The following is a 15,033-nucleotide window of genomic DNA, read 5'->3' on the forward strand; positions in this document are numbered from 1 at the left end:
AAAGAAATCAAGACCATTTTGGGGAATATTCACGCTATTCTCGGACCTTCGATCAATTTTTGTTTCGACATGGAACCGCGAAGAGGAGATTTGCCATGTGAAATCGCGCAGGAATGTCCGGAGTTCTTTCTTCACCCCATCAAATCGTGATGGGTGGCGCGAGCGATTACGTCTCGAATGAAAGCCGCAGCTGAAGTGTCGGCTGTCTCCTGGCCCGTCGCTGGTTCAACCATTTGCGCGCCGTGAGGACCGTGGTCTGCTGTAGCGCTTACAGCATGATCGATCGATGACGGGATACGGAGCAACTCCGCGGTGTCGTTGGCGTCCGAGCCACTGGAATTGAGGATCTCGACCTTGAAGTGGAAGGCGTCTTCAGGGCCCAGCACTGCGGGCGGAGCCGTGGTGAGGAGCAAGTGTGCGGGACCGGGCAATTCGGGATGGTCCGCGCCGGCAGTTTGAAGAGAGGCGACGGCTTGCTCGGTTGCTGCGCCGGAGAGCGAGGCAGCCGCGGACGAAAAAACAAAACGGTCGCCGCCGTTGTTCGTCCAGTATCCACCGCTGCCCGCATCGCCTGCATTGAGCCCATTGATCGTTGCGGGTGCCGACGCTTCCTGGACGATGTGATCCCCACTCTTATCGGCCATCGTCACGCTGCCGGTACTCGCGCCGGTCACGTCGTCACTCGGTGGGACAGAACTGACTGCCGCCTGAGGTGCCTGGCTGCCGTCGCTTCCACCCGCTGCGGCGGCCTGCTGCGACGTTCCATCGATTGGCGGCGAATCCGCTTGCGTCGCGACGGCTGGACTGTCGAAGCCCCGGAAGCCTGCGCCGTGGATGGTAATGGTCACAACCTGCGTGGTGCCGTCGATGGTGGTCACCTTGAAGGTGTCGGTCAGCGTGTCGCAGGCCCTGAGCGCCTGTACCGCGCAGTTGTCCTCGTCGAGCGTGTAGGACCACACGCCCGCCGCCGTCATCGTGAAGGTGCCGTAGCCGTGCGTGCTCCACTTTGGCGCACAAACCGCCGTGAATGTGTTGGCTGGATTGTCGACGTCAGTGTCGGTGAGCGTGCCGGTCGCAACCGGCGCTCCCTGTGTCTTGCAGTCGGGCTCGGTGACTGAGCCGGTCGTGGTGCCGGAGATGACTGCGGGGTCGTTGGCGCCGTGGATTGTGATCGTCACGACCTGAGGGGTGCCGTCAATGGTGGTCACCGTGAAGGTATCGGTGAGCTTGTCGCAGACATTGAGCGCCTGCACCGTGCTGTTGGTGTTGTCGAGCGTGTAGGTCCAGACACCCGCAGCCGTCATGGTGAAGGTGCCGTAGCCGCCCTTGCTGGCCTCGGGCGAGCATACTGCCGTAAAGGTGTTGGACGGATTGTCGACGTCGGTGTCGGTGAGCGTGCCGGTCGCAGTCGGCGTTCCCGGCTTGCAGCCGGCCGCCTCGGTGACCGAGCCGGTCGTCTTGCCGGAGATGATGGCGGCGTCGTTAGCGCCATGGATGGTGATCGTCACCACCTGCGGTGTGCCGTCGATGGTGGTCACGGTGAACGTATCGGTCAGTGTGTCGCCTACATTGAGCGCCTTCACCGCGCAGTTGTTGTTATCGAGCGTATACGTCCAGACGCCCGCCGCCGTCATCGTGAAGGCGCCGTAGCCGCCGTTGCTGGCCTCGGGGTAGCATACAGCCGTGAACGTGTTGGACGGATTGTCGACGTCGGTGTCAGTCAGCGTGCCGGTCGCAATCGGCGCTTCCGGCTTGCAGCCGACCGCCTCGGTCACCGAGCCGGTCGTGTCGCCCGAGACGACGGCGGCATCGTTGGTGCCATGGATAGTGATCGTCACCACCTGCGGCGTACCGTCGATGGTGGTTACGGTGAAGCTATCGGTCAGGGTATCCCCGACGTTGAGCGCCTGCACCTTGCTGTTGGCGTTGTCGAGTGTATAGGTCCAGACGCCGGCCGCCGTCATGGTGAAAGTGCCATAGCCGCCCGTGCTGGCCTTTGGCGTGCTCACCGTCGTGAACGTGTTGGGGGTATTGTCGACGTCGGCATCGGCAAGCGTGCCGCTCGCACTCGGTGTGCCGGGTGTCGCGTTGGCAACGCCGCTGGCCTCGACCGACGAGCCGGTTGCGGTGCCGGAAATGACGGCGGCGTCGTTGACGCCATCGATGTTGATCGCGAAAGTCTGACTAACAGTGAAGTTGCCGTCCGACACCGTGATATCGAAGGCATCGGTCGTAGGCGCTGTCAGCGCGTTGATCGCGTCACTATTCGGCACGAAAGTGTAGGCGCCGCTCGCACTGTTGACATAGAGCGTTCCATAAGGACTGTCCTTGGACACATCGTATGTCACTCCAGCCACGACCGTGCTGCCGACGGTCCCGCCACTGATGCCGAAGGTCAGCGGCGCGCCATCGGGGCTGCTGGCACTGAACGTTCCGCTCGTCGCGGTGAAGGTGTCAAACACCGACGTGTCGAGCTCGGTCGGCCCCGCCTGCAAATTCAGCGTCGGCGGTGGACGAATGATCGGAATATCGGGAACCACGATGGTGCTCGGCAGCACGATTGGAAGCGAATGTTGCTGCGCAGGACCTTCAGGCTCCGTGAAATTGATCGGTTCAGGCGATAACGACTCGACGGACGGAGGCGTGCTGGAGCCCTTTGGGCCCACCTCTTTCGAAAGGTTAGCCCATACCTCATGTTCGGCCGCCTGCAACTCCTCCATGCGAGCCGCCGTATTGACGACCTGGCTTGCGCTGATCGAGGACCCCACCTTGTTGAGCACAACCGTCTCGCCGGGATCCTCGACGAGGATGTGTCTGGGGATAGCCTCCTTGGTCACGAGTTCGAACGCGCCGTGCTCGAGGTCCTTGTATGTGATCCTGTCGTTATCCAGGAACGTGATATTCGGGTCTGCGGCCTCGGCATCCCTAAACATCGAGAAGGTCAATGCAGCGAGCGTGAGCATTCCGAAGCCGCCCGTATGAATCGGGCCGCGAATGTCACCCAAGGGCGTGTCGATCCGCAGGGCGCCACTTTTTGCCCACCGGCCGGCCGCAAACGCAAATATCCCCCTTGATACGTTGAGCAGGGCCGAACTGGGCGTGCCGTCGAAATTACAGACGAATTCGCTCAGCTCAATGCGAGCGTCGCCAGAGAGATTGAAGATAGTATCGTCGATGAAGCGAAGACCAATCCGGCCGTCGGCGTCAGTCTCGATCACGTCGCCCTGGCAGACAGGATCGCCGACCATGATTGGAGTAGCGACACCGCTTCCGCGTCTGATCGTCGCACAACCGATCGCGCTATGAACGGTGCCGACAATTCGGAGAGGCGGGACCACGCAGGCCTCATCTCCGGCCTCGCTGCCGAACGCAACTAACATACGCTTTGACCTCGCCTGCTACGGAAACTCAGGCCGGCGTGGTGCCGCAGTGATTTGCTCTGGTCTGCCCTCGCTACGAGATCAAAATGCTCTCGCGCCGGCAGCCCTAGGGTTTGCCCGCCGCAATCTGCTGATCGAAATTACCAGTCACTTCAAGAAAGAAGGAGATGTAGATCGCGAACGCTGACGTGAACACTCGCGCTCGCGAGGCAGCTCCGTCCAGTGCTTCAAATTCCTAATCAGACGAATTTGATTTATGGCATTCACTCGATATCGGCGATAACCTAGAGCTATAAGCTAAATTGAACAACACATTTGTATGTATTGCTGCCGTGCTTCGTCGTCCAAAAAAGGACAGCGATAGCGACCGATCTTCTCAGAGGGGGGATCATGTGCACACATACGATAACTGGATTGGTGACGGTCCTCGTTTTGGCGCTCGCCAGTCTTTTGCCTGAGGCGGCGCACGCGCAAGCCGATTCCGCCAAGCCCGCCATTGCGGACTCGTCAACCAAACCCATTGGTAAGGTTGTGGCGGTCGCCGGTTCGGTCACAATCGAACATGCGGGCGCCGTGGTCGTTCAGGCCAGTACCTCAGATGAGCGCGGCCGAACCAAGATCGGTGATCTCGTATATCAGGGGGACGTGGTGCGGACCGGGTCGGATGGTCGGGTCGGCATCAACTTCACCGATGGCGCCTCGTTCAATCTATCGAGCAATGCGCGCATGGCTCTGGACGAGTATGTGTACGACCCAAATGGGAAGTCCAACTCGACGTTTTTCAGCCTCGCCAAGGGAACGTTCACCTTCGTTGCCGGGAACGTTGCGAAAACTGGCGACATGAAGATCGACACACCCGTCGCAACAATGGGAATCCGAGGCACCACGCCCCACGTGGAGATCTCCGATAATGGGGCAGTAAAGTTCTCGACGCTCATTGAAGAAGGCAAGAGCAAGACTAACAAGACTGACAAGAAGTCCAGAGCCTCCACGGCAGTTCCACCCGAACAGAAAGCCGAGCGCAAGCTCAACTTGAACATTTGCCGACGGTGCTAGGAAGGTTCATCAGCAGCAAAGTCCCCAAGTTTCGCGATCGGGACCCTGATATGAAGAGTGCGAGAGGAAGCATCACCGGCGGCGTGGCGTCGTGTGTCATCCTGCTGTTGCTCGGGTTGCCGGCGAGGGCGCAGACGCCGAAGCAGGATGATAGCTATCTCAAGACGGTCGAGCTCTGTAACAGCGTGGAGCACGCCTCGCTCGAGGCGCGAATAGACGGGTGCACAGCGTTCATCAACGCACATCATGGCGCGACGAAGGCGTTGGCCATAGCGTATAACAATCGTGGTAATGCTTATGCTGAAACAGGAGACTATGACCGCGCCATCCACGATTTCGATCAATCGATCGGGCTCAATCCAGCCTATACCAAGCCCTTCAATAATCGCGGCGTGGCCTATTTGAGGAAAGGCGAATACGACCTTGCGATCAAGGCGTTCGATGAGGCCATCAAGCTCGACCCCAACTACGTCGACGCTTATTTCAATCGCGCCGCGGCCCATCTGAGGAAGAGCGAGTACGATCACGCCACGCGAGACTATGATGAGGTCCTTCGGCGCCAACCCAATTTGGAGGCCGTGTGGAACGCCCGCTGTTGGGCCCGTGCCATGACCGGTGCGCTGCAGGCGGCGCTGGAGGATTGCGACAAGGCCATTCAGCTGGCGGCGAACAGCGCCGCGGCTTATGACTCGCGCGGGCTGATTCATCTGAAGATGGGCCAATGGGGTGCGGCTGTCGATGACTATGGTTCTGCGCTGCGCCTTGCCCCGAATATGGCAAGTGCGTTCTACGGACGCGGACTTGCCCGGCTCAAGCAGGGCGACAAGGCGGGAGGCGATACGGATCTCTCGGCGGCCGAAGCGATTCAGGCAAGGATCGGCGAGGACTTCGCGCGTTACGGCCTGCGGTAGATGTACGAGCGCGGACTCTCCATTGTTTGCTTGCCGCGGCAAGCGGACAGCGTGAGAGGCCTGCGGCGGCCCGATATGCTTTGATGTGTGGGCCGAGACCGAGACGCATGGGTGGCCTGATGTACATGTTCATTCGAAAGTACACCGAGGTTCGTTCGGTTGCGGATTCTGCTCGCCGCGCCAAGAGCGGCATCGGCCAGATCCTGAGGCAATCGCGCGGATTCAGATCATATTATGTACTGGATGGGGGCGAAGGCGTCGGTGTCGCGGTGATGATCTTCGAGGACCGCGAAAGTGCCAATGCGGCGAACAGCAGAGTGCTGGACTTCGTTCAAGCAAGCCTGCACGACCTTCATCTTGGGAGCCCTGAGATCATCGCAGGGGAGGTATTGGTGAACATAGAAGCGGATGCGTAATTGTCCCTAAGGTCACTCATCCGCTACGAGACGTGCTTTGCGCGCGCGATTGCGCAAACAATTCAACCGGGGATCGCCGACGACTGCACGCGCTACCGCGTGCGGTCGACGCTGGGGCCTGCGACCACGAGCACTGCGACTTTTCGCCGTATCAAAATCCGGTATTCAGGCGGGTTCGATGGTGCTTAGATTTCACCTACGTCATGACGTGGCGGGCGCTGGCTTACGGACTCCGCCCGCCGTTTTGGAATAGGCATGCCCTTGAGGCCCGCCTCCAACTCTTGAGCTTTCCGTTCTTCCCCAAACTCGGGGGCGGGCCTTTGTTTTTCAGAAGACCGCGGGTCGCGAACGGGTGACCCGAACATACGGAAGTCATCGTCCGGTTCGGTTCAAGAGATGTTGCCGTGGGCTGCACCGCCGGCCAGGAAGTCCGTTGCCATACTACGCTGCACAGTCCAACAGGATGGCACCGTAGTGGTACTCTCCTCATTGTGATGTTCTGTCTCGCACACGCCGTGCTGGGTGCGCGTGAAGCAGGCGCCCAGTGTTCAGCGCGCGACGTCCTGCAAAATCAACTTCGGCTCAAGAACGTTCCCTCACCAGGCGCGCCGGGCATTCCAATCCGCTCCGCCGTGGACGCTCCGGTGTGGAAGACGATTGCGATAGGTACATTTGTAGATCGATTCACCCTCATGGGCGCCCTGGATGCGGTCGGGTGCAGCGTTGGAAATCTGGCAGGAGAAGTTCTCGACAATCCGGCCTTCTCCCTCAGTGCAGTGAAAACGAATGTGGATCTCTTCGCGGTCTTCGGAGCCGAGCTCGGCTTTCTGACCGACACGGCGCCGCTGGGAGATATCTATGCCCGAGCTCAGCAGCTGGGTTTTGCGCTTGCAGCGGCAGAGGTCGCTCCACAACTAAGGCTTCAATATTTCGACCAGCCGGTTGGCGAATTTCTCATCATTGGAATGGAGCCGATCAACACGAGGAATGGTGAGCCAGTCATTCTCACAGTGGCCAATGGCGGCGCAGGACTGATTCTCATCGGCCAGGATGGAGCGGCCGACGCACAGATATCCGTACGATCCCGTTTTCTGTTTGCGCGGCCGACCGGAGTCGAGACCACGGCATTCCTCCCGCCCTAAGCATATCGGCTGCGGAGAGTCGGCTTCCCTCGTGGCGGCCGAGGCGAATGGCGGACTTCACCGGGCCAGGCTCCTTACGGACTGCCCGATTGCCGGCGGATGTCTTCGAGCAGGCTGCGCATCGCCTCGATCTCCTTGCCGAAGCCTGCCCAATCACCGGACTTCAACCGCTCCATGGCCTGACTGTAGTGAGCGAGCGCCTCTTGTGCGCGTGCTGCTGCGGCCCCATCGCCAGGCGATTCCGCGGTCCCACCCCGCGCTGCCGTTGTGGGCCCACTGTTCGCGAAGAGCGCCGACAAAGCTTCCTCGAGCGTTTCCTTCATGACGACGTGCTCGCCATAGGCGGCAATCACTCGTTTCAGCTCCGGCAAATGCCCTTGCTCGGCCCGCAGATAGAGTGGCGACACGTAGAGGATGGAGTTCTCGATTGGGATCACGAGCAGGTTTCCCCTGATCACCCGCGATCCCATCTGGTTCCACAGCGAGATCTGCTGGGATATCTCCGTGTTCTGATGGATGCGCGCCTCGATCTGAAACGGCCCATAGACCAGCTTCTCCTTGGGAAATTCGTACACGATCAGCTTGCCATAGCCCGGCTCGTCGCAGCGCGCGGCGAGCCATGCGATCATGTTGTCGCGGCGGCTCGGTACCATCGGGATCATCAGAAAGAACTCGGCTTGCGCTTCGCCGGGCAGTCGCATGATGATGTAATAGGGCGCCATCGCGGTCGTGCCGTCCAGTGAGGAGACGCCGTCGCCGGCCGGCTGGCGCGGGAATTGCCAGAGGTCCTCGCGGTTGTAGAAAACATCGGCAGATTCCATGTGGTAGGTTTGGAAAAGCCGGGCCTGGATGAGGAAGAGGTCTTCGGGATAGCGAATGTGCCTTTGGAGATCGGGGGGCATTGCCGTGAACGGCTTGAAGAGAGCCGGGAAAATTCGATGATAGGTCGCGGCGATCGCGTCTGCCTGGTCCATCAGATAGAAGTCGACAGTGCCGTTGTAGGCATCGATGACCACCTTCACCGAATTTCTGATGTAGTTGAGATTGAGGCCTGACGCGCGCTGCGCATAGGGAAAATATTCGCTGGTCGTGTAGGCGTCCTGAATCCAGAACATCCGGCCATCGCTGACGACGAGGTAGGGATCGCGATCCAGAACCAGGAACGGCGCAATCGTGCCGACACGCTCCTGGATGTTGCGCCGAATCATGATCCGGCTGCCGTCGCCGATGTAGTCCGAAAGAAGAAGGTTCACGTCGTTGAAATGGTGGGCGAAGATCAGTCGCCGCACCATGCTCGACAGCGGGACGCCGCCGGCGCCGTCATAGGCCGCGTAGACGTTGTCCTTTCCCTTGGGGTAATCGAATTCCGGCACTGTTGCCTTGACGATGACGTAGTCTTCAGTCAGCTGCCCGAAATAGATGCGCGGCTCGCGAATGTCGGGACCTCCCTGTGCAACCGGAGGAACATCGTGCAGGTAGAGGAGCGGAAGCCCTTCGCTGCTCTTCTGGGTGACCGGACTCAGCACCGCACCATTGCCATGGGTGAACAGGATGTGACGGTTGACCCAGGTCTGCGCGTTGGGCGGCAGAAGCTCGGAATTCAACTCGCGCGCAGAGAGGATCACGCTCTGGTAGGTGCCGCCGAGCCAGTAGCGATCGACATCGAGGTTGCGCAGCTTGTAATAGGTGCGGATCTCCTGCAACTGCGCGTAGGTGTCGGCCAATGGTTGCCAATCCCACAGCCTTATATTCTCGATCGTGGCCTTGTTGGCCTCGAGTGTGCTGAAGGTCAGGGTCTGTTCGGCAGGGAACGGCTTCGGTGAGATCCGATTGAGATTGTAGGCTTCCCGGGTCAGCGCGATGTTGCGTTCGATGTAGGGACGCTCCCAGTCCAACTCGTTCGGCCTGACGTAGAAGCGCTGAAAAACCGCGGGGATGATGCCCGACAGCAGGAAAGCGGCACCGAACAGCAGCGCGATCGCGGCGGTGGGGAGGCTGTAGGTGCGGACCCACAGGTTCGCCCATGCGGCCAAGGCGGCGACGATCGACAGCGCGATCAGGATCCACAGGACCGGCAATTCGACGTTGACGTCGGTATAACCTGCGCCGACCACCACGCCATTGTCGCCGAACAGCAGGTGGTAGCGGTCGAGGCTGTAGGACCACGCCTTCACGCCGAAGAAAAGGCCCAGCAGCGCCGAACCGTGGGCGATCGCCGCCGGCGACATTCGCTGGGCCCGGTCCTCGATGTCGCCATGCACCCAATAGACAAATCCAGCGAGCATTGCGCTCATCACGAGCGTCAGCATTGCCCAATTCTTGACGGCGACAAACGCGGGCAGGGAGAAGAGGTAGAAACCGATATCCTTGCCGTACAGGGGATCGTTGCTGCCGTAGGGCACCTGGTAGATGAACCGGAGCAGCGTGCTCCAGTTGCCGACCTCGCCCCAAGCGACAAGCAAGGCGAAGAAGCTGCTGCTGGCAGCGATCACGCCACGCCACGGTAGTCGCTCGCGCAGGAATTCAAGCGGATCAGCCTGAGCCGCAGCGGCCGCAAGAGTTGGAACAAAGGCCGCAGGCAACCGGGTTCGCCGCCCGGCAAGACCAAGTGCAATCCGCGCGTTCACCCACAAGACGGCGGCAGTCGCTGCGAAAACGACGAGGAAGCCAGCGATCTTGGCGCCGATCGTGATCCAGAAGACCTGGCTGTAGCCGATCGAGGCGAACCACATCCAGTCGACCAGGATGTCGCTCACGAGAGCGAGCAGGATCAGGCCAATGACGACGGCGATGGCCGCGATAATGAACCCTGCCGCAGCACTGCGCCGCGGCGCCTTCTGGCCGGGTCCGGCGATCCCGATCGTCATGTCCGCACTATAGCAGAACGGCAGCCGGGGCGGCGCTCCGTGGACGTGCGACCGATGGCGCGAACTGCCGACAGACCGGAGGCCCGGACTGGCCGTTTCGGGAACGGTGGTGCGGCGCAGCGAGCGCAGGTCAAATCAATCCGACAGCATTAACAAGTCCTTAATTGGCGAAACCTTAGAGTCGAGGGCACGGCCGGCCCCCATTGCCGGCACGAATCGTCGGACCGGATGAAATGCCGCCAATGGCGCGACAGGCTGCCGCTGGATTTTGGTCGCGAGCCCGCGCCTTGGTGTTGACCTCGGCGCCGGGCTCGCGCCGTCATGTCCGCGCGCTGTCCGCACTGGCCGCCTGCCTGTTGGTGGGCCTGGCTTCGCCCGCGCGCGCCGAGCCGGTGCGGGGTGAGGCGACCTTTTCGGCCGGCGGCGGCTTTGCGCGCCTCGTCATCAAGCTCGGCGAGGACGTTCCCTCCGAGGTGACGACCGCGGGTTCGATCCTGATCATCCGCTTCGAGCGACCGGTCGATGTACCGGTCGATCGCATCCCGGAAGGTGCGCCCGACTACGTCAACTCCGCGCGGCGCGATCCCGACGGCGGGGCGATCCGCCTGTCGTTGGCGCGCCGCGTCACCGTCAACACCATGAATGCCGGCGAGCGGACCTTCGTCGACCTTCTGCCCGAGGGCTGGAAGGGTGCGCCGCCGAGCCTGCCGATGGACGTGGTGAAGGAACTCTCCGATCGTGCGCGCGCCGCCGAGCGCGCGTTGCGCGCCCAGCGCGTGGCCGCCGAGACCAAGAAGCGCCCGCCGATCCGCGTCCGCGCCTCGGTGCAGCCGACCTTTGTGCGCTTCGTCTTCGAGATGCCCGAAGGCGTCGGCGTCTCCTCGGTGCTCAACGAGCAGAAGCTGACGCTCGCCTTCAACGCCAATCTCAACTTCGATCTCGCCGACGCGGTCGTCGCCGCGCCGCCGAACGTCGCCTCGATCAAGCAGAAGGCCGACATCGACCAGACCAATGTCGAGATCGCGCTGATCGGTGAGGCCGACGTGCACTCCTTCCGCGACGACAAGAACTATGTCGTCGACGTCGCCTTCCAGCCGGACAAGAACAAGGCCGCGACGGCGGCCGAGCAGGTCCTGGCGCCGGCAAAACCGGCCGCGGCGCATGGACCGCACGCGGCGGCCGAGAAGAAGGAGATGCCGCGCGAGATCACGCCGCCGACCTCCGAGACCATCGCGCACGAGGCCAGGATCGAGGTGAAGCCTGAGGCCGCGGGCGCGCCGCCGGCTGCCGAGGCGCCGAAGCCCGCGCCGGTGCAGGCTGCGCCCGAGCCTGTCGCGGTTGAAGCTCCGCATCCGGCCGAGGCGCCGAAACCTGCGCCAGCGGCCGCAGAGGCCGCAGCGCCGGCTGCCGCGCCAAAACTGGTGGCACCGGTGGCTGCCGAAGCGCCGAAGGAGCCGGTGAAGGAGGCCGCGAAAGAGCCCGTCAAGGATGCGCCGAAGGACATGGCGAAAGCCGCACCGGTCGAGACGCCGGCTCCGGCCGCCTCGAAGGACACCGCCCCGAGCGTCGATGCCCGCCGCGACAGCGACGGCTTGCGCGTGACGTTCCCGCTCCCGGTCGCAGCACCCGCCGCCGCGTTCCGCCGCGGCGACACCGTCTGGCTGGTATTCGATACGCAGAAAGCCATCGACGTCGAGCCGATCCGCGCCAAGGGCGGCGCGATGATCGGCGAGGTCAGCCGCACGCCGCTCGACAAGGGCCAGGCCATCCGCATCCGCCTCAACCGGCCGCTGGTCTATTCGCTGTCGAGCGAGGAGAACGGCAAGGAGACCAAATGGCTCCTGACGCTCGCCGACAAGATCCAGGCAACGCCGCTGCCGTTGATGATCATGCGCAACATCACCGATCCGGCGCTCGCCAATATCGCGATCCCCTTCGCCAATCCGGGCATGCTGCACAAGCTGACGGATCCCGACGCCGGCGACACGCTCTACGTCGTCACCGCGCCGCGGCCGGTTCGCGGCTTCATCAAGCGGCAGGATCTGGTCGATCTCTCGCTGCTCGAATCCGCGCACGGCATCGCCATTCGTCCGAACTCCGACGAGGTCGGCGTCGAAGTGGGCCAGGACAAGGTCATTCTCGGCAAGAAGGGCGGGCTGACGCTTTCGCCGGTGGACGTCTCCGCCGAGCGCGCGCCGACCGCCGTGCGGCCGGTCTTCAACATCGAGGAATGGCGCAAGGGCCAGTCCGAGCTGTTCATGAACCGGCAGAGTGCGCTGGTCGCCGCGATCGCGGCGGTCGAGCCGGCGCAGCGTTCGATCCCTCGGCTCGGGCTGGCGCATTTCTACATGTCGCGCGCCATGTATCACGAGGCCAAGGCGATCACCGACGTGATGCTGAACGATCCCCTCAACAAGGAGGAGTCTTCGGCGCTGATCATGCACGCGATCTCGAGCATCCTGATCGGCCGGCCGGGGCAGGGGCTGAAGGATCTTGCCAATCCCGTGATCGGCAACAGCCACGACTCGCAGCTCTGGAAGGCGCTCGCCTATGCCCGTCAGGGCAAATGGGCGGATGCGCGCGAAAAATTCAAGAACGTCGAGTTCGCCATCGCCTCGCTGCCGCTCGACGTCCAACGCATCGTGACGATGGATGCGATGCGAGCCTCGCTCGAGGTGAAGGACTATGCCGGTGCGTCCAAGCGGCGCAGCGAGCTCGAGGTCGTTGGCGTGCCGCCGGACGCGGCGCCGTCCTTCGCGGTGCTGCGCGGCCGGCTCGCCGAAGCACTCGGCCACGACAAGGACGCGCTCGACGACTACAAGTTCGCGGTCGGCTCGGACGACCGGCCGGCTGCTGCCGAGGCCAAGCAGCTCGAGGTCGCGCTCCGCCAGAAGCGCGACGAGATCACCAAGGACGACGCGCTGCGCGAGCTCGAGACGCTGTCGATGACCTGGCGCGGCGATGCCGTCGAGGTGAAGACGCTCCAGATGCTGGCGCGGATGTATGCGGACATGGGACGCTACCGGGATGCGCTCGCCGCGGCGCGTACCGCGACCAAACTCCAGCCGAATGCGGACGCCTCGCGCCAGGCGCAGGACCTCGCGCAGGAGCTGTTCGCGCAGATTTTCTTGAGCTCCAAGGGCGACGATCTGCCGCCGATCGAGGCGCTCGGGATGTTCTACGAGTTCCGCGAGCTGACGCCGATCGGCCGGCGCGGCGACGAACTGATCCGCAAGCTTGCCGATCGCCTGGCGTCCATCGACCTGCTCGACCAGGCCGCCGAGCTCCTGCAATACCAGGTCGACCACCGCCTCGAAGGCGCTGCGCGCGCGCAGGTCGCGGCCCGCCTTGCGATGGTCTATCTCGCCAACCGCAAGCCCGACATGGCGATCTCGGCGCTGCGCGCGAGCCGCATCAGCGATCTCTCCGGTGAATTGCGCCAGCAGCGCCTGCTGCTCGAGGCGCGCGCGCAGAGCGACGTCGGTCGCCACGACCTCGCGCTCGACATCGTCTCCAACGTTGCGGGCCGCGAGGCCATCCGCCTGCGCTCCGACATCTTCTGGGCTGCGCGGCGCTGGCGCGAATCCGCCGAGCAGATCGAGCTCTACTACGGCGAGCGTTTTCGCGATTTCAAGCCGCTCAACGCGGTCGAGAAGAGCGACGTGATCCGCGCCGCCGTCGGCTACGCGCTCGCCGACGATGCGATCGGGCTGTCGCGCTTCCGCGAGAAATACGCGCCCTTGATGAGCGAGAGCTCCGACCGCCTCGCCTTCGACATCGCGAGCAAGCCGGCGGCTGCCTCCAGCGCCGAATTCGCCGAGATCGCGAAGTTGGCGGCCAGCGTCGATACGCTCGACGGCTTCCTGCGCGAGATGAAGCAGCGCTTCCCCGACGCCACCGCCCGCGCGCCCATGCCGCCGCAGGCCAAGGACGAGACCGAGCAAACCGGCTCGCTGCCCGCGATCCCGCCCGTGAGGCAGATCAAGATGACCCGCTAGGCCCTCTGCTACCTTTGGCCTCTCGACAGTTGCCCATTGAGGCGGCAACCTGCCCATCAAGGCGCGGCGTATCCTGATCGCGCGCCGGTGCCGGGAGAGCGATGAGATGAGCAAGCCTGTCAAGACCGAAGCCGAGCTGATCGCGATGGCGAAAGCCGAATTGAAGGTTCACGCCGATTGTTCGGACGGCATGAAGATCATCATTCTCCGGGACGGCGATAGCTGGGAGTTCCGCGACGAATCCGACCAGGCCACCATCGACAAGCCCGGCTACCCCGAATGCGTCGCCATGCTCGTGCAGATCGGCGATCACCTCAGCAAGCAGTACGATGTGAAAGGGTAGGGAGCCGCGCTACCCCCCGTAACTCTGCACCAAACTCCCCGCCACCAGCGACCAGCCGTCCACCAGCACGAAGAAGATCAGCTTGAACGGCAGCGACACCACGGCCGGCGGCAGCATCATCATGCCCATCGACATCAGCACGGAGGCGACGACGAGGTCGATGATCAGGAAGGGGAGGAACAGAAGAAAGCCGATCTCGAAGGCGCGCTTCAGCTCGGAGATCATGAACGAGGGGATGAGGATGCGGAGCGCGAGCTCGTCGGGGGTTGCCGGCGGCGGCTCGCCGGAGAGGTCCATGAAGAGTTTCAGATCCTTCTCGCGGACGTTCTTCTGCATGAAGCCGCGCAGGGGGACTGAGGCGCGCTGGAGCGCGTCCTCGACGCCGATCTGGTTCGCAATCAGCGGCTTGATGCCGTCGTCGTAGGATTTTTGCAGGACCGGTCCCATCACGAAGAAGGTGAGGAACATCGCGAGCGCGATGATCACCGAGTTCGGGGGCGCGGTCGCGGTGCCCATGGCAGTGCGCAGCAGCGACAGCACGACCACGATGCGCGTGAACGACGTCATCATGATCAGGATCGACGGCGCGATCGACAGCACCGTGAGCAGCGCGATGAGCTGGATCGCACGCTCGGTGACGCCGCCGCCACCCTGGCCGCCGAGGTTGATGCTGATGTCCTGCGCATGCGCAGGCGCCGCCAGGAGAGCGGCGCCGATCAGGACAGGAAGGAAAAAAACTCTACGCGGAAAAGCCGGGCGTCTCACGAAGGCGGCTTCGGACGGCCGAGCAGGGAGGCCATCTCGTCTTCGAGATTTTCAAAGCTCGTCTTTGCGGGCGCAGCCGGGGCAGGCTCGCCGTTGCGCGAGGGGCGCTGCGCGGGTGCCGGCGGCTCGGGCGCAACGGGAGGCGCGACCGTCTC

The 15,033-nt window shown here is 62.8% G+C and carries 9 protein-coding genes and 1 pseudogene; 6 read left to right on the forward strand and 4 right to left on the reverse strand.

Annotation, left to right across the window (positions count from 1 at the left end):
- Positions 1-131: 131 nt before the first annotated feature.
- Positions 132-3,248 carry a VCBS domain-containing protein gene (locus QQL28_RS41335; protein ID WP_284275002.1) on the reverse strand — a complete coding sequence of 1,039 codons (3,117 nt, stop codon included), beginning with the start codon at positions 3,246-3,248 and terminating at the stop codon, positions 132-134.
- 549 nt (positions 3,249-3,797) lie between these two features.
- Here QQL28_RS41335 and QQL28_RS41340 point away from each other — a divergent pair.
- From QQL28_RS41340 to QQL28_RS41355, 4 genes are all read left to right on the forward strand, one after another.
- Complete coding sequence (locus QQL28_RS41340) at positions 3,798-4,436, forward strand: FecR family protein (RefSeq protein ID WP_348522559.1); 639 nt, start codon at positions 3,798-3,800, stop codon at positions 4,434-4,436.
- Between the two features lie 50 nt (positions 4,437-4,486).
- Positions 4,487-5,347: a tetratricopeptide repeat protein gene (locus QQL28_RS41345; RefSeq protein WP_284275006.1), complete on the forward strand. Its 861-nt coding sequence runs from the start codon at positions 4,487-4,489 to the stop codon at positions 5,345-5,347.
- 119 nt (positions 5,348-5,466) lie between these two features.
- Positions 5,467-5,763, forward strand: a complete 297-nt coding sequence (locus QQL28_RS41350; protein ID WP_284275018.1) for a hypothetical protein — start codon at positions 5,467-5,469, stop codon at positions 5,761-5,763.
- Between the two features lie 404 nt (positions 5,764-6,167).
- The gene (locus QQL28_RS41355) at positions 6,168-6,905 is read left to right on the forward strand and encodes a hypothetical protein (RefSeq protein WP_284275007.1); all 738 of its coding nucleotides are present in this window, start codon (positions 6,168-6,170) and stop codon (positions 6,903-6,905) included.
- Between the two features lie 74 nt (positions 6,906-6,979).
- Here the strand turns inward: QQL28_RS41355 and QQL28_RS41360 are convergent, their stop codons facing one another.
- Positions 6,980-9,772, reverse strand: coding sequence for a UPF0182 family membrane protein (locus tag QQL28_RS41360; RefSeq protein ID WP_284275008.1), 2,793 nt, complete (start codon positions 9,770-9,772; stop codon positions 6,980-6,982).
- 242 nt (positions 9,773-10,014) lie between these two features.
- On the opposite strand from QQL28_RS41360, the gene QQL28_RS41365 reads away from it, so the two are divergent.
- Both QQL28_RS41365 and QQL28_RS41370 read left to right on the forward strand, forming a co-directional pair.
- On the forward strand, positions 10,015-13,770 hold the full coding sequence (locus QQL28_RS41365) for a tetratricopeptide repeat protein (RefSeq protein ID WP_284275009.1): 3,756 nt from the start codon (positions 10,015-10,017) through the stop codon (positions 13,768-13,770).
- Between the two features lie 106 nt (positions 13,771-13,876).
- Entirely contained in the window at positions 13,877-14,113 is a 237-nt protein-coding gene (locus tag QQL28_RS41370; protein WP_284275010.1) for a hypothetical protein, read from the forward strand.
- Between the two features lie 9 nt (positions 14,114-14,122).
- Here QQL28_RS41370 and fliP read toward each other — a convergent pair whose 3' ends face one another.
- Together fliP and QQL28_RS46015 are read right to left on the reverse strand one after the other, a co-directional pair.
- Positions 14,123-14,878 carry a flagellar type III secretion system pore protein FliP gene (fliP, locus tag QQL28_RS41375; protein WP_284275012.1) on the reverse strand — a complete coding sequence of 252 codons (756 nt, stop codon included), beginning with the start codon at positions 14,876-14,878 and terminating at the stop codon, positions 14,123-14,125.
- Positions 14,875-15,033: pseudogene (locus tag QQL28_RS46015) on the reverse strand (flagellar biosynthetic protein FliO); the annotation flags it as partial. The pseudogene QQL28_RS46015 and the gene fliP, both read right to left, overlap by 4 nt.

This window comes from Bradyrhizobium iriomotense (assembly GCF_030160715.1).
Lineage (GTDB): Bacteria > Pseudomonadota > Alphaproteobacteria > Rhizobiales > Xanthobacteraceae > Bradyrhizobium > Bradyrhizobium iriomotense.